The organism is Nocardia vulneris, assembly GCF_001613425.1.
In the GTDB taxonomy this organism is placed as follows: domain Bacteria; phylum Actinomycetota; class Actinomycetes; order Mycobacteriales; family Mycobacteriaceae; genus Nocardia; species Nocardia vulneris.
Window position 1 is genome coordinate 159,256 of sequence record NZ_BDCI01000036.1, and the last position, 23,847, is coordinate 183,102.

The 23,847-nt window shown below is 69.0% G+C and carries 22 protein-coding genes; 17 read left to right on the forward strand and 5 right to left on the reverse strand.

What is annotated here, in order from left to right; translation table 11 throughout:
* Window positions 1-8: 8 nt before the first annotated feature.
* Window positions 9-1,103: a UDP-N-acetylmuramate dehydrogenase gene (locus NVU01S_RS32630; RefSeq protein WP_373864229.1), complete on the forward strand. Its 1,095-nt coding sequence runs from the start codon at window positions 9-11 to the stop codon at window positions 1,101-1,103.
* 68 nt (window positions 1,104-1,171) lie between these two features.
* Window positions 1,172-2,404: a L,D-transpeptidase gene (locus NVU01S_RS32635; protein ID WP_244467204.1), complete on the forward strand. Its 1,233-nt coding sequence runs from the start codon at window positions 1,172-1,174 to the stop codon at window positions 2,402-2,404.
* Between the two features lie 10 nt (window positions 2,405-2,414).
* Here NVU01S_RS32635 and mscL read toward each other — a convergent pair whose 3' ends face one another.
* Together mscL and NVU01S_RS32645 are read right to left on the reverse strand one after the other, a co-directional pair.
* The gene (gene mscL / locus NVU01S_RS32640; RefSeq protein ID WP_043668490.1) at window positions 2,415-2,870 is read right to left on the reverse strand and encodes a large conductance mechanosensitive channel protein MscL; all 456 of its coding nucleotides are present in this window, start codon (window positions 2,868-2,870) and stop codon (window positions 2,415-2,417) included.
* Between the two features lie 135 nt (window positions 2,871-3,005).
* Window positions 3,006-3,740: an SDR family NAD(P)-dependent oxidoreductase gene (locus tag NVU01S_RS32645; protein ID WP_043668493.1), complete on the reverse strand. Its 735-nt coding sequence runs from the start codon at window positions 3,738-3,740 to the stop codon at window positions 3,006-3,008.
* Between the two features lie 74 nt (window positions 3,741-3,814).
* Between NVU01S_RS32645 and NVU01S_RS32650 the strand changes: the two genes are divergently transcribed.
* The 7 genes from NVU01S_RS32650 to NVU01S_RS32680 all read left to right on the forward strand — a co-directional run bounded on the left by NVU01S_RS32650 (window position 3,815) and on the right by NVU01S_RS32680 (window position 13,317).
* Window positions 3,815-4,636, forward strand: a complete 822-nt coding sequence (locus NVU01S_RS32650) for an alpha/beta fold hydrolase (protein WP_043668496.1) — start codon at window positions 3,815-3,817, stop codon at window positions 4,634-4,636.
* 166 nt (window positions 4,637-4,802) lie between these two features.
* A complete protein-coding gene (gene mshA, locus NVU01S_RS32655; RefSeq protein WP_052280463.1) occupies window positions 4,803-6,209 on the forward strand; it encodes a D-inositol-3-phosphate glycosyltransferase in 1,407 nt (468 codons plus the stop codon).
* A 23-nt stretch (window positions 6,210-6,232) separates the two neighbouring features.
* Window positions 6,233-6,727: a type III secretion system chaperone family protein gene (locus tag NVU01S_RS32660; protein WP_043668603.1), complete on the forward strand. Its 495-nt coding sequence runs from the start codon at window positions 6,233-6,235 to the stop codon at window positions 6,725-6,727.
* A gap of 193 nt (window positions 6,728-6,920) precedes the next feature.
* Window positions 6,921-7,826 carry an ROK family protein gene (locus NVU01S_RS32665; RefSeq protein ID WP_043668499.1) on the forward strand — a complete coding sequence of 302 codons (906 nt, stop codon included), beginning with the start codon at window positions 6,921-6,923 and terminating at the stop codon, window positions 7,824-7,826.
* A 69-nt stretch (window positions 7,827-7,895) separates the two neighbouring features.
* Window positions 7,896-8,633 (forward strand): phosphoglyceromutase, encoded by a 738-nt coding sequence (locus tag NVU01S_RS32670; protein WP_029899755.1) that lies wholly within the window; start codon window positions 7,896-7,898, stop codon window positions 8,631-8,633.
* A gap of 387 nt (window positions 8,634-9,020) precedes the next feature.
* On the forward strand, window positions 9,021-11,084 hold the full coding sequence (locus NVU01S_RS32675; RefSeq protein WP_043668503.1) for a CocE/NonD family hydrolase: 2,064 nt from the start codon (window positions 9,021-9,023) through the stop codon (window positions 11,082-11,084).
* Between the two features lie 202 nt (window positions 11,085-11,286).
* The gene (locus tag NVU01S_RS32680; RefSeq protein WP_043668506.1) at window positions 11,287-13,317 is read left to right on the forward strand and encodes a CocE/NonD family hydrolase; all 2,031 of its coding nucleotides are present in this window, start codon (window positions 11,287-11,289) and stop codon (window positions 13,315-13,317) included.
* A 95-nt stretch (window positions 13,318-13,412) separates the two neighbouring features.
* Here NVU01S_RS32680 and NVU01S_RS32685 read toward each other — a convergent pair whose 3' ends face one another.
* Window positions 13,413-14,072: an NADPH-dependent F420 reductase gene (locus NVU01S_RS32685; protein WP_043668509.1), complete on the reverse strand. Its 660-nt coding sequence runs from the start codon at window positions 14,070-14,072 to the stop codon at window positions 13,413-13,415.
* 91 nt (window positions 14,073-14,163) lie between these two features.
* On the opposite strand from NVU01S_RS32685, the gene NVU01S_RS32690 reads away from it, so the two are divergent.
* From NVU01S_RS32690 to NVU01S_RS32700, 3 genes are all read left to right on the forward strand, one after another.
* A complete protein-coding gene (locus NVU01S_RS32690) occupies window positions 14,164-14,562 on the forward strand; it encodes a winged helix-turn-helix transcriptional regulator (RefSeq protein WP_052280464.1) in 399 nt (132 codons plus the stop codon).
* Between the two features lie 130 nt (window positions 14,563-14,692).
* Complete coding sequence (locus NVU01S_RS32695) at window positions 14,693-15,928, forward strand: sensor histidine kinase (RefSeq protein WP_029899760.1); 1,236 nt, start codon at window positions 14,693-14,695, stop codon at window positions 15,926-15,928.
* A complete protein-coding gene (locus tag NVU01S_RS32700) occupies window positions 15,925-16,614 on the forward strand; it encodes a winged helix-turn-helix domain-containing protein (RefSeq protein ID WP_014988578.1) in 690 nt (229 codons plus the stop codon). Before NVU01S_RS32695 ends, NVU01S_RS32700 begins: the two co-directional genes overlap by 4 nt.
* A gap of 63 nt (window positions 16,615-16,677) precedes the next feature.
* Here NVU01S_RS32700 and NVU01S_RS32705 read toward each other — a convergent pair whose 3' ends face one another.
* Both NVU01S_RS32705 and NVU01S_RS32710 read right to left on the reverse strand, forming a co-directional pair.
* Complete coding sequence (locus NVU01S_RS32705) at window positions 16,678-17,028, reverse strand: hypothetical protein (protein ID WP_042265372.1); 351 nt, start codon at window positions 17,026-17,028, stop codon at window positions 16,678-16,680.
* 146 nt (window positions 17,029-17,174) lie between these two features.
* The gene (locus tag NVU01S_RS32710) at window positions 17,175-18,041 is read right to left on the reverse strand and encodes a DUF3109 family protein (RefSeq protein WP_063048203.1); all 867 of its coding nucleotides are present in this window, start codon (window positions 18,039-18,041) and stop codon (window positions 17,175-17,177) included.
* Window positions 18,042-18,107: 66 nt separating this feature from the next.
* Here NVU01S_RS32710 and NVU01S_RS32715 point away from each other — a divergent pair, with 66 nt between their 5' ends.
* The 5 genes from NVU01S_RS32715 to proC all read left to right on the forward strand — a co-directional run bounded on the left by NVU01S_RS32715 (window position 18,108) and on the right by proC (window position 23,662).
* Complete coding sequence (locus NVU01S_RS32715) at window positions 18,108-19,142, forward strand: Ppx/GppA family phosphatase (RefSeq protein ID WP_029899763.1); 1,035 nt, start codon at window positions 18,108-18,110, stop codon at window positions 19,140-19,142.
* Entirely contained in the window at window positions 19,139-20,686 is a 1,548-nt protein-coding gene (locus NVU01S_RS44485) for an Rv0497 family membrane protein (RefSeq protein WP_052280465.1), read from the forward strand. Before NVU01S_RS32715 ends, NVU01S_RS44485 begins: the two co-directional genes overlap by 4 nt.
* 15 nt (window positions 20,687-20,701) lie before the next feature.
* Window positions 20,702-21,604, forward strand: coding sequence for a sugar phosphate isomerase/epimerase family protein (locus tag NVU01S_RS32725; RefSeq protein ID WP_244467205.1), 903 nt, complete (start codon window positions 20,702-20,704; stop codon window positions 21,602-21,604).
* A 270-nt stretch (window positions 21,605-21,874) separates the two neighbouring features.
* A complete protein-coding gene (locus NVU01S_RS32730) occupies window positions 21,875-22,759 on the forward strand; it encodes a thioesterase family protein (RefSeq protein ID WP_082031982.1) in 885 nt (294 codons plus the stop codon).
* A gap of 27 nt (window positions 22,760-22,786) precedes the next feature.
* Window positions 22,787-23,662 (forward strand): pyrroline-5-carboxylate reductase, encoded by an 876-nt coding sequence (gene proC, locus NVU01S_RS32735; RefSeq protein ID WP_043668514.1) that lies wholly within the window; start codon window positions 22,787-22,789, stop codon window positions 23,660-23,662.
* The last annotated feature ends 185 nt before the right edge of the window (window positions 23,663-23,847 follow it).

A 23,847-nucleotide genomic window follows, 5' to 3' on the forward strand; every position in this document is an offset into this window, starting at 1 on the left:
GTCTGCCTGTGCGAACTTCACGTGTGGTGCCGTCGGATGTGCTGGCTGCCACGGGCGCTCGGATCCGCGCCGGGGTGCCGTTGGCGGAGCTGACCACGTTACGGGTCGGTGGTCCCGCCACGGTCGCCGAATGCCGCAGCACCGACGTGCTGGTCGCGACGGTGCGCGCGCTCGACGCGGCGGGTGTGCCGGTGCTGCTGCTCGCGGGCGGCTCGAACCTGCTGATCAGCGACGCGGGCTTCGACGGCGTGGTGGTGCGGGTCGCGACCGACGGCGTCGAACTGGGTGCGGACGGCGTGGTCGCCGAGGCGGGCGCGAACTGGGACGCGGTGGTGGCGGCGACGGTCGCGGCCGGCCTCGGCGGGCTCGAATGTCTGTCCGGCATCCCGGGTTCGGCGGGGGCGACCCCGGTGCAGAATGTCGGCGCCTACGGGGCCGAGGTGGCGCAGCTGCTGCGCCGGGTCCAGCTGCTGGATCGGGCGAGCGGCGCGATCCGCTGGGCCGCGCCCGGCGAACTCGGCTTCGGCTACCGCACCAGCGTGCTCAAACACCGTGACGACGCCGTGGTGCTCGCGGTCGATTTCGCGCTCGACCCGAAGGGTATGAGCGCGCCGCTGCGTTACGGCGAGCTGGCGACCCGGCTGGGCGCGGCCGACGGCGAGTCCCGCCCGGCGGCCGAGGTCCGCGACGCGGTGCTGGGTCTGCGTGCGGGGAAGGGCATGGTGCTCGATCCCGCGGATCACGACACCTGGAGTGCCGGTTCCTTCTTCACCAATCCGGTGGTCGCCGCCGACCGGGTGCCCGCGGTGCGGGCCGCGATCGCGGCACATGTGGGTGAGGTCACGGTGCCGACTTATCCGGCGCCCGACGGCGTCAAGTTCTCCGCGGGCTGGCTCATCGAGCGAGCCGGGTTCGCGAAGGGGTTCCCGGGCTCCGGCGCACCGGCCCGGCTGTCCACGAAACACACGCTCGCGCTGACGAATCGGGGCGCGGCGACCGCTACGGATCTGGTGGAGCTGGCCCGGACCGTGCGCGACGGTGTGGCCGAACGGTTCGGCATCCGCCTGGAGCCGGAGCCGGTCACGGTGGGCCTCGCCCTGTGACGCGATGAAACGGACACCACACGCTTCGCTGGACAGTCGACCGAATCGGCCCGCGTAAATTCGAAGAAGTGAACAACCGTCCAGTGATCCGCAGACCGGTCGCCGCCGTGTCGGCCGTGCTGTTCGTCGTGGTCGCCCTGGTGGCCGGATGCACCGGCGACAACGGCGGCAGCAAGAACGCGGCGCGCGACCCCGGCCCGGTCGCCACAGTCGCCTTGGCGCCGGAGAACGACGCCAAGAGCGTCAACCCGACCGCGCCGGTCTCGGTCACCATCACCGACGGAACGATTGATCAGGTCGCGCTCACGAATGCGAGCGGCAAACAGGTCGCGGGCGAATTCTCGCCGGACAAGCGCAGCTACAAGATCACCGAGCCGCTCGGCTACGACGCGACCTACACCTGGTCGGGCACCGCGATCGGCACCGACCGCAAGCCGATCCCGATCGACGGCAAGTTCAGCACGCTCGCGCCGAAGAACACGGTCCCGGCGACCATCAACATCGCCGACAACCAGGAGGTCGGCATCGCCGCGCCGATCATCCTGCAGTTCAAGGCACCGGTGCAGAACAAGGCCGCGGTGGAGAAGGCGCTGAGCATCACCACCGATCCGCCCACCGAGGGCGCGTGGGCCTGGTTCCCCGACGACAACGGTTCGCGCGTGCACTGGCGGCCGAAGGACTATTGGACGCCGGGCACCACGGTGCAGGTCTCGGCGAAGCTGTACGGGCTCGACCTCGGCGGCGGCAACTACGGCTACACCGACCTGACCACGGACTTCCGGATCGGTCGCAGCCAGATCGTGAAAGCCAACGCGCCGAGCCACCGCATGCAGGTGGTCCGCGACGGCAAGACCGTGTTCGATTTCGCGGTCAGCTACGGCGAGGGCAACGAGCCGCGCAACGTGACCCGTTCGGGTTTGCACGTGGTCACCGAGAAGTACGAAGACTTCATGATGTCGAATCCGCCGTTCTACACCAACGTGCGCGAACGCTGGGCGGTGCGCATCTCCAACAATGGCGAATTCATCCACGCCAACCCGGAATCGCTGTCCGCGCAGGGGTCTTCGAACGTCACCAACGGCTGTATCAATCTCTCACCGGCCGACGCGCAGGCCTACTTCCCGACGGCGCTCTACGGCGACCCGGTCGAGGTCACGGGCACCTCGATCCAGCTCTCCGCCGCCGACGGCGACCTCTACGACTGGACCATCGACTGGGCGACCTGGAAAACCATGTCCGCCCTGGACGGCTCCACCTCGGTCGTTTCGGCCACCCCGGTCGCGCCCGGCCCGCCCCGCTGACCGAACGCGGTCAGCGCCGCCCCGCGGTCTCGCCGTCGATCTCGGCCTCGACGGCGCGATCGGCCGCGCGCTGTTTGCGGACCTCGTCGTGGCGTTCGGCGAGCAGGTCGCGGATCTCGATGAGCAGCTCGGTCTCGGTGGGCTCGGCGGCCTTGGTGGTGCCGAACCGGTTCTTGATCGTCTTCATCGGCACCATCAGCACGAAGTAGAGCACCGCGGCGACGACGACGAAGTTGATGAAGGCCGTGATGATCGGGCCGATCTGAATGAACGTCGCGGGTTTGCTGGAGATCAACTGGACGCCTAGTCCCAGCTCATTCGTGCTGCCGAAAACGGCGAGCAGGGGGTTGATGACGCCCTTGGTCACCGAGGTGACCACCGTGGTGAACGCGGTGCCCATCACCACGGCGACGGCAAGGTCGATGACGTTCCCGCGCATCAGGAACTCTTTGAACCCCTTGAGCATGAGGCGAACAACTCCGATCTGAGTGAGCTGGCAGTCGAAGTCCCGATGCTAACGGCAGCGCCCGACCGGCGTCGGCTGGGCAATTCCCCAGCGAACGCCGAACGCGCAGTGAGTTATTCGAATCGGCTATCGCGCTCAGTCGCGACGGGCGAAGCGCCCGGCGTCGGCCTGATCGCGCGGCTTGACGATGATCTGATCGAGGTTCACGTGCGACGGACGCGACGCGACGAAGCCGATGATCTCCGCGATGTCCTGCGCGACCAACGGGTCGATGCCCTGGTAGACCTTGGCCGCGCGGTCCGCGTCGCCGTCGAAGCGGACCAGGGAGAACTCGGTTTCCACTGCGCCGGGCGCGATTTCGGTGAGCCGCACCGGCCGGCCGAGCAGCTCACCGCGCAACGTGCGGTGCAGCACCGCCTGCGCGTGCTTGGCCGAGGTGTAACCCGAGCCGTTGTCGTAGGCGACGAACGCGGCCACCGAGGTGATGGTGACGATGAGGCCGTCGCCGGAGGCGATCAGCTTGGGCAGCAGCGCCTTGGTCAGGCGCAGGGTGCCGAGCACGTTGGTCTCCCACATCCAGCGCCAGTCGTCGAGATCGGCGTCGGCGACGGTGGCCAGCCCTTTGGCGCCGCCGGCGTTGTTGACCAGTACGTCGGCCCGCTCGATCGCATCGGTGAACGCCCGCACCGACTCGTCCGAGGTGACGTCGAGTTCCAGTGCGGTGCCGCCGATCTCGTCGGCGACCCGCTGCAGCCGGTCGAGCCTGCGGGCGCCGACCACCACGTGGTAGCCCTGTTTCGCCAGTTCCCGGGCGGTGGCCTCGCCGATGCCCGAGCTGGCTCCGGTGACGACGGCGGTGCGGTTGCTCATGGGATCCGATCCTAGGGGCCGGGCCGGAGACCGGCGCTGGGGCTGTAGTGGGGATCACCGTTAGCCTGAGCCGCATGGCATTACGGGACGTGGTGAGCGCGGATGGCACGAATATCGTCTATCGGGTCAGCGGCCCCGCGGGCGCGCGGCCGCTGCTGCTCCTGCACGGCTGGTCGGCCAATCTGCTCTGCTGGGGCCGGGTCGCGGACGAGCTCGCGACGCGCTACCGGGTGATCGCCGTCGACCTGCGCGGGCACGGTTACTCCGACGCGCCGGCGGCCGGCTACGACGACCCGAAGAACTGGGCCGCCGATATCGCGGCCGTGCTGGCGGCCGAACACATCGACGCCGGCGCGATCCTGCTCGGCTGGTCCTACGGCGGCATCGTGCTCAGCGACTACCTCACCGCGTACGGCACCGGCGCGCTCGCGGGCGCGATCTTCACCGGGTCCACGGCGAACCTCGGTCGTGGTGTGCCCGGCGCGGCGGTCGGTTCGGCCTTGCAAGCTGCGATGCCCGGCGTCTTCGAGGAGAGTGCGGGGCGCGCGGTGAAGGCGTTCGGCGCGTTCGGCAACGCGAACACCGGTCCGGGCGCGGACAAGGGCGCCGATGCCCAGCGGTTGTTCGGCGCGAGCCTGGCCACCGCGCCCGCGGTGCGCAAAGCGCTGTTCTATCGCACCGTCGACAACACCGAAACCCTACGGGCACTTGATATTCCGGTGTTGGTCCTGCACGGCACCGCGGACCCGGTGGTGCCGATCGAGAACGGCCGCTACATCGCCGATACGGTGCCCGACGCGTGCACCTCGTACTGGGAGGGAGCCCAGCACGGCTTGTTCATCGAGGACCGGGCGCGCTTCGTGGCCGAGGTGAGTGGGTTCGTCGACGGGCTCTGAATTCGTCGTGGGCCCGCCGTTTCCCCAGTTGGATCCGGTTTGTCCGGACCGTCCGGAGTCGTCGCAGGTAGGCGCGGCGCGGCAGTGTGAGCCGGTTCACCGGAGGCTTGTGATAGCTCTCACTTGGCGGGCTGAGGGCTCTGAGCGGGGGAATGCAACGTGCACTATGGATAGTGTGAGTCAACGCCGCCTGGACCTACGGCCGAACCGTGTCGCCGTCTTGTCGGTGCATACCTCGCCGCTGGCGCAACCCGGTACCGGCGACGCGGGCGGCATGAACGTCTACGTGCTGCAGACCGCGTTGCAGCTGGCCCGGCGCGGCACCGAGGTGGAGATCTTCACCCGGGCCACCAGCTCCAATCTGCCACCCGTGCAAGAGGCCGGCCCCGGCGTGCTGGTGCGCAACGTGGTGGCGGGCCCGTTCGAGGGCCTCGACAAACGCGATCTGCCCACCCAGCTGTGCCCGTTCACCGCGGAGGTACTGCGGCAGGAGGCCAGGCATCAGCCCGGCTACTACGACCTCGTGCACTCGCACTACTGGCTGTCCGGCCAAGTCGGCTGGCTGGCCAGGGACCGCTGGCGGGTGCCGCTGGTGCACACCGCGCACACCCTCGCGGCGGTGAAGAACGCCGCCCTCGCGGAGGGTGACTGTCCGGAGCCGCTGACCCGGGAGATCGGCGAGAAGCAGGTGATCGCCGAGGCGGATCGGCTGGTCGCCAACACCGACGACGAGGCGCGTCAGCTGGTCGAGCTGTACAGCGCCGAACCCGAGCGCATCGATGTCGTGCCCCCGGGCGCGGACCTGTCCCGGTATCGGCCCGGCGACAAGGCGGCCGCCCGGGCCGCGCTCGGCCTGGCCGCCGACGAGCAGATCGTCGCGTTCGTCGGGCGCATCCAACCGTTGAAGGCGCCCGACGTGCTGGTCCGCGCAGCCGCCGCGGTGTTGCGCGCCGGGCGGGCGCGCAACCTGCGGGTGCTCATCGTCGGCGGGCCCTCGGGCAGCGGTCTGGAGCGACCCGACGCGCTGATCGAACTCGCCGCGGCGCTCGGCATCGCCGATCGCGTCACCTTCCTGCCGCCGCAGCCGCCGGACCGGCTGGTGCTGGTCTATCGGGCCGCGGATCTGGTCGCGGTGCCCAGCTACAACGAATCCTTCGGTCTGGTCGCGATCGAGGCGCAGGCCAGCGGTACCCCGGTGCTGGCCGCCGACGTCGGCGGGCTCGGCACCGCCGTCCGCCACGGCGAGTCCGGGCTGCTCGTGTCCGGCCACCGCACCCCGGACTGGGCCGGCGCGCTCGGTTATCTGCTCGACGATCCCGAGCGGCTGCGCCGGATGAGCGCTCGCGCGGTCGAGCACGCCGCCAACTTCTCCTGGGAGCACACCGCCGCGGGCCTGCTGACCAGCTACTCCGCCGCGCTGCACGATTTCCGTGCGGAACGGGCCGCGCTGGGCGCGGGACGTCTCGTGCGTGACGACACCCGGGAACGGGTATCCGGTGAACGCATTAGCCTCGACTCCGGTCAGGCCAGATCGCGGGCGCTGTGGCGGCGCCGGACAGGAGCACGTCAGTGAGTGCAGGTGAGCGAGCGAGCGAGGTGCAGGCCACCGCGCAGGTGATCGAGGAGACCCTGCGCGATCGGGACATCGAATACAGCCGCTCCGGCGCGGAGACCTTCGTCGTGGTCCTGCCCGGCGAGCGCAAACTGAAGACCACGGTCATGCTCACCGTCGGCAAGCACGGCGTGCGGATCGAGTCCTTCGTCTGCCGCAAGCCGGACGAGAACTTCGAGGGCGTCTACAAGTTCCTGCTGCGCCGCAACCGCCGGCTCTACGGCGTGGCCTACACCCTGGACCGGGTCGGCGACATCTACCTGGTCGGCCGGATCGCCACGCACGCGGTCACCGCCGACGAACTGGACCGGGTCTTCGGCCAGACGCTCGAGGCGGTCGACGCCGATTTCAACGTGCTGCTCGAACTCGGTTTCGCCGAATCCATCCGCAAGGAATGGAAGTGGCGCGTCTCGCGCGGGGAGTCCCTGAAGAACCTGCGCGCTTTCGAGCATCTGGTGGACGCCGCCGACCAGCCCTGAGTGCCGTCGCTGCGCGATATACGCGGCGGCACAGTGCGTTTCGGGTGCGCGACGCGCCCGCCCAGCCGTTCGGGCCGAAGTCCGCACGATCGGCCGATTCCGGTCCACCGGCCGAATCGGTACGGATACGGTGCGACTGTGCCGAGCGCGGGTGACAATCGCTTGTGGTTCCGATCATGAAGGTGGCAGCCCGATGACAGTTCTCGCTCTCGATATCGGCGCGACGAAGTTCGCGGCGGGTATCGCGCAGGCCGACCGGACGGTGGGCGGGGTGCGGCAGGTCCAGGTGCCGCCCGAGGCGGTGTGGGAGGCGTGCCGCGCGCTGCTGCTCGAGGTCGCGGGGGAGACGACGATCACCGCCGTCGGTATCGGCTCGGCCGGGCCGGTGGACACGCGCACCGGCGTCACCAGCCCGCTGAACATCCCGGAATGGAAGGCGGGCTTCCCGATCGTCGCCTCGGTGCAGGAGCTGTTCCCCGACGCCGCGGTCCACTTCGCCATCGACGGCGCCTGTCTCGCGTTGGCCGAGCATCACGTCGGCGCGCTGCGCGGGGTGCCGAACGGGTTGGCGCTCACCGTGTCCTCGGGGATCGGCGGCGGGATCATCGCGGACGGACGGGTGCTGCTCGGCCGCACCGGCAACGCCGGTCACATCGGTCATATCGTGGTCCCCGGCTGGGACGTGCCCTGCCTGTGCGGCGGCGTCGGTTGCGTGGAAGCGGTCGCCAGCGGGATGTCGTCGGTGCGCTGGGCGGTCGAACAGGGCTGGCCGGGCCGCACCGGCGTGCAATTGGCCGAGGACGCGCGCCGGGGCGAGCGGATCGCGCTCGCGGCGCTGCAGCGCGCGGGCACCGCACTCGGTCAGGCGATCGCCTCGGCGTGCGCGCTGCTCGACGTCGATCGGGTGGTGATCGGCGGCGGTTTCGCGCAATCCGGTGCGCCGCTGTGGGATCCGTTGCGCGCGGCGCTGCGCAAGCACGCGCGCCTCGATTTCACCCGCGAGATCAGTGTCGTGCTCTCCGAGGTGACCAACGGCGCCACGCTGGTCGGCGCGGGCGTGCTCGCGGCGGGCCACGCCACCGCCGACGTCGCGGGCTGATCCGGGCCGGGCTCGGACCAGCGGGGGAACGCTGCGACCGGCGCCTCGGCCCATGGGAGGATGGGCCCCATGACGTACACCCTCGTGCTGCTGCGCCACGGCGAGAGCGAATGGAATGCCCTGAACCTGTTCACCGGCTGGGTGGACGTGCATCTGACGGACAAGGGCATCGCCGAGGGCAAACGCGCGGGAGAACTGCTCGCCGAGCACGGCATCCTGCCCGATATCGTCTACACCTCGCTGCTGCGCCGCGCGATCAACACCGCGAACATCGCGCTGGACGCCGCCGACCGGCACTGGATTCCGGTGGTGCGTGACTGGCGGCTCAACGAGCGCCACTACGGCGCGCTGCAGGGCAAGAACAAGGCACAGGTCCGGGACAAGTACGGCGACGAGCAGTTCATGCTGTGGCGGCGCAGCTACGACACCCCGCCGCCGCCGATCGACCCGGACGACGAGTACAGCCAGGACGGCGACGCGCGCTACGCGGGCATCGAGGTGCCGAAGACCGAATGCCTGCTCGACGTGGTCAAGCGGATGATCCCGTACTGGGAGTCGACCATTTCGCAGGATGTGCGCGCGGGCAAGACCGTCCTGGTCGCCGCGCACGGCAACTCGCTGCGCGCGCTGGTCAAGCACCTCGATCAGATCTCGGACGCCGATATCGCGGGTGTGAACATCCCCACCGGCATTCCGCTGCGCTATGAACTGGACGAGAACCTGCGGCCCACCGGTCCCGGTGTCTACCTCGACCCCGAGGCGGCCGCCGCGGGCGCCGCCGCCGTCGCGAATCAGGGCGGGAAATAGCCGCCAGCTCTTGCACTTGCCACGCGCTGCGTCCGAATCGGGCGCAGCGCGTTGCTGTTTCACGGCGGCGGCAGGTCGCTACGGGCTTGCCGGAGTGCCACGGGATGTGCAACAGTCCGTGTCGGCCGAAAGTGTCTTGCGACACAGCTGCCCGTTGGCTGCCAGTGCGGACTGGCGAGGTGCACCCACTGGTCAGTGAGTGAGCGTTCTGGCTCGCGTGTTTCGCGCGAGGCGGTACTGAGCAGGGCTTTGGGCGCGACTCACCCCGGGGGATAGCTATATGTGAACCATTATTCGGAATTGGTTACCTGTTACCCCTTGTCATTACCGACAAGTAGGTATGTACACTTTGGGCGTTCGACCAGTCCGAGAGGTGGATCACGTCCGATGAAGCACGCGTTGCGGGTCACAGTCGCGGCAGTTGCCGCGGCGATGCTCGTTCCCTTCCTCAGCAGCGGCGCCGCCGCCGCGCCGACGCCGACCGGTCCCGACGGCGGAGCCGCGGGCGCGGCCTGGGCCGCGGCCCAGGATGGTCCGCAGCAGTACCCGAACATCAACATCCAGTGGGATGTCCCGATCACGATGAGTGACGGAACGGTGTTGAAGGGCAACGTCTATCGCCCCGCCGACGCCGCGGGCCGGCCCATCGACACCCCGACGCCCACGGTCGTGAACCTCACGCCGTACACCAAGCTGGTGTCGAACCTGGCCGACCACGCACAGGCCATCCCGGGCCTGTCCGACGCGCTGTTCGGCCTGCTCCGTTCGATCGATCTCACCGGCACCCCGCTATCCGGGATCACCGACCTGACAAAGGGTTTCGCCGGCGGCGAGCTGCGCAACTTCACCGTCGACCGGCAGCTGATCCGCAGCGGCTACTCACAGGTGGTCGTCGACGTGCGCGGCACCGGCTTCTCGCAGGGCACCTGGGACATGCTCCGCCAGCGCGAACAGCAGGACACCGTCGAGGTGATCGACTGGGCCGCGCGCCAGCCCTGGTCCAACGGCCGCATCGGCATGAACGGCATCTCCTACTCCGGCATCAATCAGGTGCAAGCCGCCGAGAAGCATCCGGCGGCGCTGCAGGCGATCTTCCCGGTGGTGCCGGGCAGCGACCTGGTGAACGACGTGCTCGCGCCGGGCGGCGGCTTCGGCTTCAACTTCATCCCGCTGTGGCTCATCGCCATCAACGGCCTCAAGCTGGTGCCCGACCTGGCGTCGGTGCTCAACGGGCAGTTCGACACCCGGTGGCTGGCCGATCGGGTGCAAGATCCGTTGACGTTCATGGACGTGCTGCTCAACGTCTACACCACGGCGAAGATCGACGACCTCGATCCGCGCGCCAAGGAGCTGCTGACCTCCGGTTCCCGGCCGCGCGAAGGCTGGCTGGGCGATCCGAGCCGGGTCGACATCCCGACCTTCGTCACCGGTGGCTGGCACGACCTGTTCACCTATTCGGAATCGAAGATCTACAACGAGATTCCGCTGCCCGCGGGCCAGAAGCAGTTGCTGATGGGCAATACGTACCACGTCAATTCCGGCAACGAGTACGCCAAGCCCGGTCTGCCGCCCCGACTGGATGTGCTGCAGCGCGCGTGGTTCGACAAGTGGCTCAAGGACATCGACAACGGCATCGATCAGTACGGCCCGATCACGCTGCGCCAGCAGGGCGGCGGCTGGATCACCACCGACACCTTCGCCGCGCCGACCGAGGCGGCGAACCCGAGCGCGCAGGAGCCGGCGTATCGGCGGATGTACCTGTCCGCCAACCCCAGTGGCACCGCGAGCAGCGCCTACGACGGTTCGCTGACCGCGGAGGCCAACGGTGACACCGCGCGGCTCACCGTCGGCCCGGGCCTGACTACCCTGTGCTCCAACGACGCGGCGCAGGGCAGTGCGGGCATTCTGTCGATCATCGATGGCTGCGCGAAGGACTCGCGGGTCGCGGAGACGAACGGGCTCACCTTCACCAGTGCCCCGGTCGCCGAGCCGACCGCCATCTCCGGCCGGATCGCGGTGCGGCTCAACACCGTTCAGGACGCCGCGGACGGCTACTGGGTGACCACGATCAACGATGTCGCGCCCGACGGGCAGTCCACCGTGCTGTCCTCGGGGCAGCTCATGGCCTCGCTGCGCGAGGTCGACGAGGCCAACAGCAGCCGCTCCGCCAACGGCGACTACACCGATCCGCGGGCGTTCACCTCGCTGGACCGGCGGCAGCCGACGGTGCCCGGTGAGGCGACCACCCTGGATATCGCGTTGCCTGCCACCGAAGCGATCCTGCAACCCGGCCACCGGCTGCGGATCGACGTCTTCGCGGGCAACTTCCCGAAGGGCCTGCCGATCCTGCCGATGCTGCTCGACACCGGTTTCAAGCCGCAGCACGTGCAGCTCGATCCGAATCGGCCCAGCTTCGTGAATGTTCCGGTGCGCGGCAACCCGCGCTGGTAATCGCGACCGAAGATCCGAAAGAGCGCCTCCGCTTCGAAAATTTCGAGCGGGGGCGCTCTTTCGTCGGTCGACACTGTGTCTGGTAGCCGGGCGCGCCTTTGTGACCATGCACGAAGTTTCGTGATTTCGCTCCGCAGACCGGTCGGTACCTGCTTCCCTCCCCTAGTTAGAGAGCATTCGTTCCCCTAAGAGAGTGGATTCAATGAGGTATGCGCTCCGAACCGCGGCGGTGACCGTCGCGGCGGTGGCCTTGGCCCCCTTCCTTTCGCCCTCGGCCACCGCGAGCCCGGTCGGCCCGGACGGCGGAGCGACCGGTGCGGCGTGGGCCGCGACCGAGGACGGCCCGCAGCAGTACCCGAATGTGTTCATCGAATGGGACGTCCCGATCACCATGAGCGACGGCACGGTGCTCAAGGGGAACGTCTACCACCCGGCCGACGCTGCCGGACAACCGATTTCGACACCGACGCCGACCATCGTCAACCTGACGCCCTACACCAAGCTCGGCTCGATGATCGCCGACAGCATGATCTCGATCCCGTGGCTGTCGGACGCGGTGATGCAGGTGGCGCGCGACGTCGACCTCTCCGGCACACCGTTTTCCGGCGTCACCGATCTGACCAAGGCGCTCGGCGGCGGTCTGCTGCGCAACTTCACGGTAGACCGGCAGCTGATCAAGAGCGGCTACACCCAGGTCGTGGTCGACGTCCGGGGAACCGGCTTCTCCCAGGGCATCTGGGATCTGCTGCGCGAACGCGAGCAGCAGGACAGCGTCGAGGTGATCGACTGGGCGGCGCGGCAACCGTGGTCGACCGGTGACATCGGGATGAACGGCGTCTCCTACTCGGGGCTCAACCAACTGCAAGCGGGCGCCAAGAACCCGCCCGCGCTGAAGGCGCTCTTCCCGGTGGTGCCGAGCCGGAACCCGTTCCGCGACTTGGTCGCACCCGGCGGCGGCATCGGCATCACCTTCATGCCCGCCTGGCTGCTCGCGGTGAACGGCGGCAAGCTGGTGCCCGATCTGGCCGCGGCACTGCGCGGGCAGTTCGACAACAAGTGGCTGATGGACCGGCTCGCGGATCCGTTCACCTTCATCGATGCGCTGGTGAACATCCTGATCACGCCGGAGATCGATCAGCTCGATCCGAAGGTGCAGACCCTGCTGCACTCCGACAGCCAGTTCCGGCAGGCCTGGGAGAACGACCCGAGCCGAATCACCGTGCCCACCTTCGTGACCGGCGGCTGGCACGACGTGTTCGTCAACTCGCAGGCCGACGTGTACCGGCGGCTCGAGCTGCCGCCGGGCCGCAAGCAACTGCTCGTCGGCGACGGCTACCACATCAGCAACGGCAACGAGTCCGGCAGACCCGGTCTGCCGCCGCGGATGGACGTGCTGCAGCGCGCCTGGTTCGACAAGTGGCTCAAGGGAATCGACAACGGGATCGACGAATTCGGCCCGGTGACCCTGAAGCAGCAGGGCGGCGGGTGGATCACGGCGCCCTCCTTCCCGCAGCCCGGTGCCGAGCATCGGCGGATGTATCTGTCCGCCGCGGCGAGCGGCGCCGGGGCGGGCGTACACGACGGTTCGCTCTACACCCAGCCGAGCCCGAGCGTCGATCGGCTCACCGTCGCACCGGGTTTGACGGGTGTGTGCTCGCGGGACATGGCGCAGGAGAGCGCGGGCGTCACCTCGATCATCGACGGGTGCAGCAAGGACGCGCGGATCCAGGAGCTCAACGCGCTGACCTTCACCAGCGCTCCGGTCGCCGAGCCGACCAGCATCTCCGGCCCGATCGCGGTCCGGCTCAACACGGTGCACGACGCGACCGACGGCTACTGGAACGTCACGGTGAACGATGTCGGCCCCGACGGTTATTCGTCGGTGCTGTCCTCGGGCCAGCTGGTGTCCTCGCTGCGCGCCATCGACGACGCGCGCAGCACCCGTTCGGCCAACGGCGACTACACCGACCCGGTGCCCGACCTGTCGCTGGACAGCAGGCAGCCGCTGGTACCGGGCGAGCCGACGGCACTGGACATTTCGGTGCCCGGCATCGAGGCGGTGCTGCAACCCGGACACCGGCTGCGCGTCGACGTCTACGCGGGCAACTTCCCACGTGGCCTGGCCCCGATGCCGCTCGTCGTGGACAGCGAACTGCGGCCGCAGCACCTGTTGCTCGATCCGAATCAGCCGAGTTTCGTGAATATCCCGGTGCGCGGAAATCCGGGCTGGTAAACCGTAACCCGGTCTGAGCGTGCACCTATCGCGCATCGAAGCTCGAACTCGCGGGGTATGAGTGGACGGTGCATGCTCAGGCCAGGTTTTCTCGGTCAGTCCACGACCGCGAATGCGGCCGCCAGCGGCGGGAAAGCCGCGCGCGCATCATGTCCCGCGAACCACAGGCCGACGGTGAAGACCGCGACGGCTTCCAGATAGCGCGCACGATGCAGGCCGCCCGCCGGAATCGGTTGCAGGGACAGGTCTTCGGCCAGGCCGGACACCTGGGCGAGCGCCCCGGGATCGTCGCCGCACAGCGGCACCGCCAGCCTCCGCTCGTCGAACACGCACGCCTCGGCGGCCCACACCTCGGCCGCGCACAGGTTGAACGCCTTCACCACGTGCGCGCCCGGGGCCCTCGCCGCAATGCGTTCGGCGACAGCCGCTTCCGAGAGCACGAAGCCCGTCGCGCCGGCGGGCGCGGCGAGGTCCGGCGCGAAGGCGTTCGTGCAGTCGACGAGCGTGCGCCCGGCAAGCAGCCCGGCGAGCGGGCCCAGCACCTCGTCCAGCGCGTCGACCGGCAGCGCGAGCAGTACCACCTCGCCGAATTCTGCGGCGGCACCGACATTTCCGGCCCGCGCCCCGATCGCCGCCGCCGATTCCCCTGCGGCCGCGGCCGATCGCGCGCCGACGAGCACGTCATGGCCCGCCGCGACCCAGCCGCCACCGAGCGCGCGCGCCATGGCCCCGGCTCCGATGATTCCGATTCGCATCTCAACTCCTAGTCAGCGATGTCTTCGGCACCGACGGTAGGAATTCCGATAGGCACCCGCGGGTGTGCAATGGCGGTGGCAAGCTGAAGACATGACCGCCGTGCCCGCCGAGCCGATCACCGCCGACCGGGTGGAGTTCGCGTCCTACGGCGATTTCGAGTCCGACTGCCCGGCCCGGATGGGCGTCGACGTCTTCGGCAACTCCTGGCTACCGGTGGTCGTCTACATGTTGCGCGACGGCCCGATGCGTCCCGGCGACCTGCGCGCCGCCATCGGCGGGATCAGCCAGAAGATGCTCACCCAGACCCTGCGCCGGATGGAACGGATGACCCTCGTCGCACGTCACCGCTACGCCGAGGCGCCGCCGCGGGTGGAGTACGAGTTGACCGCGGCGGGCCGCGACCTCCTCACGCCGATCTACGCGCTCGGCGACTGGGTGGACAAGCACGGCCGCGCGGTGAGCACGGCCATGGCCGGGGACGCGGACTGACACACCGGGCGCGGGCCGGATGAGAACGGCGCGTAAACGGGGGGCGAACAGGGCCGGAAGGCGCTATGACCTGCGCGAAACATCGCGCACCCAGCGATAGTTGAACCTTCCGCGACCGTACGATTCAAAGGTGAGTGTTCCGCAGGCGGTGCTATTGGCAGTCCTGGCGGCTGTCGTAGGGCTGGCAGTCGGCGGGCTACTGATTCCCTATATGAACGCCCGGCAGGCCGCCCGCAGGCAGGCCGACTCGGGATTGACCATGTCGCAGGTGCTCGACCTGATCGTGCTCGCCTCCGAGAGCGGCATCGCCGTCGTCGACGAGTACCGCGACGTGGTGCTGGTGAATCCGCGCGCCGAGGAACTCGGCCTGGTCCGCAACCGGCTGCTCGACGAGCGCGCCTGGACCGCGGTAGAGAAGGTGCTCGCCACCGGCGAGTCCGCCGAATTCGATCTCACCGCGAAGAATCCGGTGCCCGGCCGCGGCCGGATCGCCGTGCGCGGCGTCGCGCGCCAGCTCTCGCGCGAGGACACCAATTTCACCGTGCTGTTCGCCGACGACGACTCCGAACAGGCGCGGATGGAGGCGACCCGGCGCGACTTCGTGGCCAACGTCAGCCACGAGCTCAAGACCCCGGTCGGCGCGATGAGCCTGCTGGCCGAGGCCATGCTCGAGTCGGCGGACGACCCCGAGGCGGTCCGGCACTTCGGGCAGCGGGTGTTGGGTGAGTCACGGCGTCTCGGGAAAATGGTGACCGAACTCATTGCGCTGTCGCGGCTGCAGGGCGCGGAGAAGCTGCCCGAGCTCGAGGTGGTCGACGTGGACACCGTCGTTATGCAGGCGGTGGACCGCTCCCGGACCGCCGCGGAGGCCGCGGGCATCACCGTCAGCACCGACCGTCCGAGCGGGCTCGAGGTGCTCGGCGACGAAACGTTGCTGGTCACAGCCCTGTCCAATCTGGTCGAGAACGCGATAGCGTACTCACCGGCCGGTTCGCACGTGTCGGTCAGCCGCTCGTTGCGCGGCGATCATGTCGCGATGGCCGTGACCGATCGCGGCATCGGGATCGCCAAAGAAGACCAGGAGCGCGTGTTCGAGCGCTTCTTCCGATCGGACAAGGCGCGCTCGCGCGCCACCGGCGGGACCGGGCTGGGCCTGGCTATCGTCAAGCACGTGGCAGCCAACCACAACGGTGAGATCACCCTGTGGAGCAAGCTGGGCACGGGCTCGACGTTCACGCTGCGAATACCTGCCCACCATGAGACCGACGGAGAAGAGGATTCCGCCGGACCGACGGTGAGCACGAGAGAAACAAGCCCGCGCCCCACGGGGCCGGGCCGACCCAATGGTGTGGAGGCACGCAGATGACGAGTGTGTTGATCGTCGAGGATGAGGAGTCGCTGGCCGATCCGCTCGCGTTCCTGCTGCGCAAGGAGGGCTTCGAGGTCACCGTGGTCGGTGACGGCCCGTCCGCGCTCGCCGAGTTCGATCGGTCCGGCGCCGATATCGTGCTGCTCGATCTCATGCTGCCCGGCATGAGCGGCACCGATGTCTGCAAGCAGCTGCGCACCCGCAGCGGCGTGCCGGTGATCATGGTGACGGCGCGCGACAGCGAGATCGACAAGGTGGTCGGGCTCGAGCTCGGCGCCGACGACTATGTGACCAAGCCGTACTCTGCGCGTGAGCTCATCGCGCGCATCCGGGCCGTGCTGCGCCGCGGCGCGGGCGACGAACTGGACGGCGGCAATGAGAGCGGCGTGCTGGAGGCGGGCCCCGTCCGGATGGACGTGGACCGCCACACCGTGCTGGTGAACGGCAAGCCGGTCACCTTGCCGCTGAAGGAATTCGACCTGCTCGAATACCTGCTGCGCAATTCCGGCCGCGTGCTGACCCGTGGCCAGCTGATCGACCGCGTCTGGGGCGCCGACTACGTCGGTGACACCAAAACCCTCGACGTGCACGTCAAGCGGCTGCGGTCGAAGATCGAGGCCGACCCGGCGAAGCCGGAACACCTGGTCACCGTGCGTGGCCTGGGCTACAAGCTCGAGGCCTAGGACCGGACGAAAAGAACGAACCCCTGTGCACGGGTGCACAGGGGTTCGTGTCGTACGTGTGGTTCAGGCACCCTCGGCAGGCTGGCCGAGGTAGGTCCAGGTGGGGCCGACGCCGGGCACGTCGACCTTGCTCAACGTGATCCACCCGAAATCGTCTTCCTGCAGGCAGTCGTAGATGTCCGCGGTGCTCGTGCCGCGGCACGCGATGGTGCGCGCGGTGCCGTAGGGGCTCATGATCACGCTCTTGCCCGCGGCCGCCGCGCCGAGCGCCTCGGGGGTGTTGGCCGGCACGAAATTGGCGGTGACATCGAAGTACTTGGCGGGGTCGCCGTTCGGCTCCGCGTGGGCCACACCGGTGAGGCACAGCGTTGCGCCTGCGGCAACGGCCGCCATGGTCAGAACTTTCTTGGACATGACCGCACATCAAACCCTAAAGACGTGACGAGCGCACTCCCTCCGAATGAACGTAATGCACACCTTGATTCGAGTGACTCGCTTTTCGCGGTGCCTGCACCCGCCGGTCGTTTCAGCGTGCTCGGTCGTCTGCGCGTGGTGCCCGTTCAGGCCGTCGCGGAGTCCTGCATCCGGCTCGCGTGCACGGTCGCGGGGTGAATCGCGATGAGCCCCAGTCCTTCTCGGCGCCGGCAATGCCTGGACAGTTCCTCGTAGGCGGGCGCGCCGAGCAATTCTTTCAGCTCCGGGCCGTAGGACTGCCAGACCGGTCGGCTGCCGACGTGCGCGTCCGGCGAGCCCGAGCAGTACCAGTCGAGGTCGGCGCCGCCCGGGCCCCAGCCGCGGCGATCGTATTCGGTGATCGTGGTGCGCAGGATCTGCACGCCGTCGGGGCGGTCCACCCAATCCTGGGTGCGCCGGATGGGCAGTTGCCAGCACACGTCCGGCTTGACCTCCAGCGGCTCGATGCCGCGGCGCAGCGCCATGGTGTGCAGCGAGCAGCCCACCCCACCCTCGAAGCCGGGCCGGTTGAGGAAGATGCAGGCGCCGTCGAAGCGCCGGGTGCGCAACGCGGGCTCGTCCTCGAGTTCGTCGAGCTCCAGATAGCCCTTCTTGGTGACCTTGCCCGCGGCGTCGCTCGCCTCGCCCATCAGCTGCCAATCCGCGGGTGTGAGCATTTTCACAGCGTTCTGCAGCCGCTTGCGATCGTCCTTGTCGGAGAGGAACGCGCCGTGCGAGCAGCAGCCGTCGTCGGGCCGATCGCCCAGGATGCCCTGACATGCCGGGGTGCCGAAGACGCACGTCCAGCGCGACAGTAGCCAGGTCAGATCGGCGACGATGAGATGCTCATCGTTTGCTGGATCGACGAACTCGATCCACTCGCGCGGGAAATCGAGATCTACCTCGGGGCTCGGATCGATCTTTCCCGCAGGTCGGGGCCGGGCCGAGTCATTGGCTGATGCGCCTACCGTCACACTGCCAGACGCTAACAGTTCACCGGCTTGGCCTGAAGGGGTGGCCGACTCCAGTACCGTGTTCTTGTGCGGCTAGGGGTACTCGACGTCGGAAGCAATACCGTCCACCTGCTCGTGGTGGACGCGCACCGGGGCGGTCACCCCATGCCCATGAGCTCCACGAAAGCGACGCTACGGCTGTCGGAAAACATGGACGACGAGGGCCGGATCACCGAATCCGGCGCGCAGCGGCTGATCGCGACCGTCGCCGAATTCGCCAGCATCGCCGAGACTTCCAGGTGTGTCGAGCTGATGCCGTTCGCCACCTCGGCGCTGCGCGAAGCCACCAATTCCGAAGCGGTGCTCGGGCGTGTCCGCGCCGAGACCGGCGTCGATCTGCAGGTGCTCACCGGTGTCGACGAGGCCAGGCTGACCTTCCTCGCGGTGCGGCGCTGGTTCGGCTGGAGCGCGGGCCGCATTCTCAACCTCGACATCGGCGGCGGTTCGCTGGAGATGACGAACGGCGGCGACGAGGAACCCGATGTCGCGCTCTCGCTGCAACTCGGGGCCGGACGGTTGACCAGGGAGTGGCTGCGCGAGGACCCGCCGGGTAAGCGCCGGGTCAACGTGCTGCGCGACTGGCTCGACGCGGAGCTCGCCCTGCCCGCGAAACAGCTGATCGACGCCGGAAAACCGGACCTGGCGGTGGGCACGTCGAAGACCTTCCGCTCGCTGGCCCGGCTGACCGGCGCCGCACCCTCTGCCGCGGGGCCGCGGGTGCGTCGTACACTCACCAGCTCAGGTCTGCGCCAACTGATTGCGTTCATCTCGCGAATGACGGCCGCCGACCGTGCAGAATTGGAAGGCGTAAGTTCCGATCGGTCACAGCAATTGGTGGCTGGCGCATTGATCGCGGAGGCGAGTATGCGGGCACTATCGCTGGAGTCCCTCGAGATTTGTCCGTGGGCGCTGCGGGAAGGGCTGATCCTGCGCAAACTGGATACCGACATGAACGGCGGACCCCGAGCGACAGCCATACCGGGCCCGGCGACCGACAGCGGCCGCCCGGCGCCCGGCGATGGGGTGGCGCTATCCGGGCCGATAGGAACGGTTTCGTCATGAGTGAGGACTCCAAACAGCTATCGGTCGCCGAGCTGCTGGCCCGGAACGGGCAGCAGGGCGCGTCGTCCGCGGGCGGTGGCAGGCGCCGCCGCGGTGGCCGGGGCATCTCGGTGGCCGAGCTGACCGGTGACATGCCCGCCATCGGCAGCGGCCAGTCGTCGCATGCCGCACCGGACGACGCGGCCGACGAGCCGGTCTACGAGACGCCGTCGTACGAACCGCCCGCGCCGGAACCTGTCTCGTATGCGCCATCGCCGGAACCGTATTCGCCGATGTCGGGCCCGATCTCGATGTACGACCCGCTCGCCGCGTACGCCCAGCCGCAACCGCAGGACGATCCGCCGCCCGGTCACTCGAACCGGGTGATGCCCGGGCGGGAGATGCCGTCGTCGCGGCACACGCCCGCGGCCGATCCGCTCTCGCCGAGCACGCCGGTCGGGGATCTGTACGCGCCTTCGCCCAATCCGTATGCGCCCTCGCCCAACCCGTACGCGGCCCCGCCCGCCGAGGACGCCTCGACGCGGTCCGGTCGCCGGCGCAGGCATGCCGAGCCGGCCGAAGAGACCACCGAGGTGCGCCCGCCGCTGCGGGATCTCGGCAGGCCGGAGCCGGGTGCCGCGAGCACCGCGCTGCCGGATCGGGCGGGCTCGAACGGCCGACCGCCCCGGAACGAGCGCAACGGCGCGGGCAGCGGCCGAGCCGCGCGCCGGCGTGCCGCCGAAGCCGACGAGCTCGAGGCCGGGCCGTCGACCGCCGCGTGGAACGGTTTCGCGGCCGAGGCGCCCCCCGAGCCCAGGACCGCGGCGCCGTGGGCGCCGACCCCCGAACCCAAGCCGGAGCTGGAACGAAGATCCAACCAGCGCAACGGCGAGCGCGCGTTACCCGCCTGGTCGGCCCGAAGACACAAACCCGCCGCGGCGGAACCCGAGGACGTCGGGCCGGAGTCCGGTGGCCTGCCGACCGCCGCATGGTCGCTGGCCAGCCAGGACCAGCAGTTGCTCTCCGGCCAGACCGTCGCGGGCGATCTGCTCCGGGACGGGGTCGAGCGAGCCGAACGCGCGAATGCCGGTCGAGGCAAACGCGGTTCGAAGCGCGATGTCGCGCCGCACGAGGACGAACTCGACATCTACGACGGCAAGACCGATTTCTACGAGCCGGTCGAGCTGGCCGACGAGGACGACGACGACCTCGACGAACACGAGGAGCGCGCGGAGCGCGAGCCGGGCCGGGCCGCCGCGCGCCGCCGCTCGTCGCGCGTCGCGCGCAAGGCCGAGTTCGACGCCAACCGCCGGCAGTGGTTGATCCTGGGCGGGCAGAGCACCGGCGCGGCCGTGGCGGGCATGCTGCTGTTCAAGGGTTTCGAGCGCATGTGGGAGATGCTGCCGTGGGTGGCGCTGGCCCTGGCGATGATCGTGATCCTCGGTCTGGTCGCCCTGGTCCGGATTCTGCGCCGGACCGATGACGTGCTGAGCACGGTGATCGCGGTGGTCGTCGGCGTCTTCGTCACGCTGGGACCGCTAGCCTTTCTGCTCAGTACGAACTGAGGCAGGGGAGCGGCTGTGGGCAAGATCGGGCAGGCGAACGAGACCACGGGACGGCAGATCCTGGTCGGGCTGTCGACCGCGTCGGTCTATCCGCAGAACACCGAGGCTGCCTTTCGCTACGCGGCCGAAATCGGTTACGACGGCGTCGAATTGATGGTCTGGGCCGAGCCCGCCAGTCAGAGCATCGCGACCGTGCAGTCCTATGCGCGCAAGTACGACGTGCCGGTCATCGCGATTCACGCGCCGTGCCTGTTGATCTCGCAGCGGGTGTGGGGCGCGGACCCGGCCGCCAAGCTCGAACGCAGCGTGCGCACGGCGGAGGCCTTGGGCGCGCGCACCGTGGTGGTGCACCCGCCGTTCCGCTGGCAGCGCAGATACGCGGAGAATTTCGCGGATCAGGTGGCCGAGCTCGAGGCCGACAGCGAGGTCGTCGTCGCGGTGGAGAACATGTTTCCGATGCGCGCCGACACCCTGTTCGGGCGCGGGGCGCGGTCGGTGAAGCGCTTGGAACGTCGTGGCGGCCCCGGCATCGGGCTCACCGCGTTCAGCCCGTCCTACGATCCGACCGATACCGGTTTCGCGCACTACACCCTGGATCTCTCGCACACCGCGACCGCGGGCGCGGACCCGTTGGCGCTGGCCGCCCGGATGGGCCCGGGTCTGGCGCATCTGCATCTCGCCGACGGTCGCGGGGCCGCCCACGACGAGCACCTGATCCCCGGCGAGGGCACCCAGCCGTGCGTCGAGCTGTGCGAGACGCTGGTCCGCACCGGTTTCACGGGGCAGGCGGTCGCGGAGATCAATACCCAGAACGCGCGCACCACGCAGGCTCGCGCGGCGATGTTGCATCGCACGCTCGCGTTCGCGCGCCTGCATCTCAACGGCGTGACCGCACCGACGCCCGCAATTCACCCCTGAATCCTCGCGCCGCGACAAAATAGTCTGCGCCGCGACTAAATAGTCTGCGCCGCTACGAAATAATCTGTACCCCAACGAAATAGGCGTCGTTATTTCGCGCATCCGAAACAGTCGGCAAACGGTGGGTGTGCCGATCGTGAAGTGTGCGGCAGTGTGATGTAGGCGACTGAGGGCGAACGGGAAGCCCGATCCGGTTCGTTCTACGCTGTATGAATGTCGCGGAACGGTAACCCTGCCCGCCGACGCGGTGAGTCGACGACAGGAGTGACGATGACGGCCGACCTGGATCTCACGCAGGCCACGGCGACCGACGCCCCGTTCAGCCGGGTGCTCGCGCTGACCGAACTGCTCTCGACGACCCCCGACACCGGTCGCTACCTCGGCATGATCGACAAGGTCTGGACGATCGGCAAGAAGGTGCACGGCGGCACCATGGTCGCGGCCAGCGCCGCGGCGGGCCTGAAGTGGCTGCGCGCGGCCGACCCGGCGCTGGCCGATATGGCCCCGGTCGCCGCCAGCTCGGACTTCCTCGGCGCGCCCGACCCGGGCGAGGTCGAATACGAGGTGCATATCCGCAAGATCGGCCGGCAGATCTGCCTGGCCGACGCCAACCTGGTGCAGCACGGGCGGACCCTGGTGCGCACCGCGCTGACCTTCAGCCGCTTGGACGACGCCGAACCGCGCTACGCCCGCGAGCACGACGACATGCCGGTCGAACCGCCCGCCGACGCCATCGGCTACGGGCCGGAATCGCCGATGAGCAGCGTCGTGCACGTCGGTCAAGGCGCTGAGCTGTACATCGATCGGGACTGGGCCCGCTTCCTCGAAGGACAGCAGGGCGAGCCGCGGCTGCGGCTGTGGCTGCGCCCGCGTCCGGGTGACGAGCAGAACACCGAGACCGCCATGTTCATGGCGATGATGGGCGCGGACATGAGCCCGCCGGTGCCGGTGAACCTCGGTCATTTCGGCTGGGCTCCCACCGTGCAGATGGCCACCTACCTGCGGCGCAAGCCGGCTGCGGGCTGGCTGCGCATCATCGCGACCACGCACGAGGTGGGCGAGCGCATGTTCGACGAGGACCAGTTGGTGCTCGACTCGACCGGTGCCGTCGTAGCGCAGAGCAGGCAGCTGGCGCTCATCCCGCAACAGCGCTGAGTTCGCCCTCGCATAGCCTTGACTCCCATGACGAGAATTGCGGTTATCGGTGGCGGACGCATCGGGGAGGCGCTGATCGCGGGCTTACTCGAGTCCGGACGGCTGGCGAAGGACCTGGTTGTCGTCGAGCCGGTGACCGAGCGGGCCGCGCAGATCGCCGAGCAGTTCTCGGTGCGGGTGACCGATTCCGTCGCCGACGCCGCGGTCGGCGCGGACCTGTTGGTCGTCGCGGTGAAACCCGCCGATGTGGACGCCGTGATGACCGCGCTCGGTAAGGCCGCGCTCAGCGACAACGCCAGTGTCGGCAACGATAGGGACCAGATTCTGGTGTCGCTGGCGGCCGGGGTGCCGACCGCGCGCCTGGAGGCGAAGCTGCCCGCCGGTTTCCCGGTGGTCCGGGTGATGCCGAATACGCCGATGCTGGTCGGTCAGGGCATGAGCGTCATCGCACCGGGCCGGTATGCCCGGGCCCAGCAGCTGGAACTGGTGACCGACGTGCTCGGCGCGGTCGGCAAGGTGGTGACCGTCGCGGAATCCCAGATGGACGCGGTCACCGCGGTCTCCGGGTCGGGCCCCGCCTACTTCTTCCTGATCGTCGAGGCGATGGTGGACGCGGGTGTCGGCCTCGGCCTGACCCGCGAGGTGGCCACCGAACTGGTGGTGCAGACCATGATCGGTTCGGCGGCGCTGCTGCAGGAGTCCGAGCAGAGTGCGGCCGAGTTGCGGGCCGCGGTCACGTCTCCGGCGGGCACCACCGCGGCCGCGGTCCGCGAGCTGGAGCGCGGCGGCGTCCGTTCGGCGTTCCTGGAGGCGTTGCACGCCGCCAAGCAGCGCTCCGCCGAGCAAGGCGGCGTGAGCGACGGTCCGGCCGGCGTCGGGACCGGAGTCGGCGCCGGCGCGTGAACCGCCGTGCCCGCGGCGCGCGACACGACGAAGAACCGGACTCGCCGTGAGTTTGCTCCCACCGGGATCCGGACCGACGGGGCAAATCGGGCCCAGACGGCGGCGAGGCGAACACCGCACATCCGCGGGATGACCGGTCGGATTCCGATCGGAAAAGCTTATTTCTCACTCCCGTCGCAGTAACA

What these genes read in the sequence shown, in the direction of transcription:
- NVU01S_RS32730 (WP_082031982.1), top strand. Translation starts at nt 21,875, where the DNA reads ATGACGGCCGACCTGGATCTCACGCAGGCCACGGCGACCGACGCCCCG.
- NVU01S_RS32675 (WP_043668503.1), top strand. Translation starts at nt 9,021, where the DNA reads ATGAAGCACGCGTTGCGGGTCACAGTCGCGGCAGTTGCCGCGGCGATG.
- mscL (WP_043668490.1), bottom strand. Translation starts at nt 2,870, where the DNA reads ATGCTCAAGGGGTTCAAAGAGTTCCTGATGCGCGGGAACGTCATCGAC.
- proC (WP_043668514.1), top strand. Translation starts at nt 22,787, where the DNA reads ATGACGAGAATTGCGGTTATCGGTGGCGGACGCATCGGGGAGGCGCTG.
- NVU01S_RS32680 (WP_043668506.1), top strand. Translation starts at nt 11,287, where the DNA reads ATGAGGTATGCGCTCCGAACCGCGGCGGTGACCGTCGCGGCGGTGGCC.
- NVU01S_RS32705 (WP_042265372.1), bottom strand. Translation starts at nt 17,028, where the DNA reads ATGTCCAAGAAAGTTCTGACCATGGCGGCCGTTGCCGCAGGCGCAACG.
- NVU01S_RS32650 (WP_043668496.1), top strand. Translation starts at nt 3,815, where the DNA reads ATGGCATTACGGGACGTGGTGAGCGCGGATGGCACGAATATCGTCTAT.
- NVU01S_RS32690 (WP_052280464.1), top strand. Translation starts at nt 14,164, where the DNA reads ATGACCGCCGTGCCCGCCGAGCCGATCACCGCCGACCGGGTGGAGTTC.
- NVU01S_RS32645 (WP_043668493.1), bottom strand. Translation starts at nt 3,740, where the DNA reads ATGAGCAACCGCACCGCCGTCGTCACCGGAGCCAGCTCGGGCATCGGC.
- mshA (WP_052280463.1), top strand. Translation starts at nt 4,803, where the DNA reads ATGGATAGTGTGAGTCAACGCCGCCTGGACCTACGGCCGAACCGTGTC.
- NVU01S_RS32670 (WP_029899755.1), top strand. Translation starts at nt 7,896, where the DNA reads ATGACGTACACCCTCGTGCTGCTGCGCCACGGCGAGAGCGAATGGAAT.
- NVU01S_RS32700 (WP_014988578.1), top strand. Translation starts at nt 15,925, where the DNA reads ATGACGAGTGTGTTGATCGTCGAGGATGAGGAGTCGCTGGCCGATCCG.
- NVU01S_RS32685 (WP_043668509.1), bottom strand. Translation starts at nt 14,072, where the DNA reads ATGCGAATCGGAATCATCGGAGCCGGGGCCATGGCGCGCGCGCTCGGT.
- NVU01S_RS44485 (WP_052280465.1), top strand. Translation starts at nt 19,139, where the DNA reads ATGAGTGAGGACTCCAAACAGCTATCGGTCGCCGAGCTGCTGGCCCGG.
- NVU01S_RS32665 (WP_043668499.1), top strand. Translation starts at nt 6,921, where the DNA reads ATGACAGTTCTCGCTCTCGATATCGGCGCGACGAAGTTCGCGGCGGGT.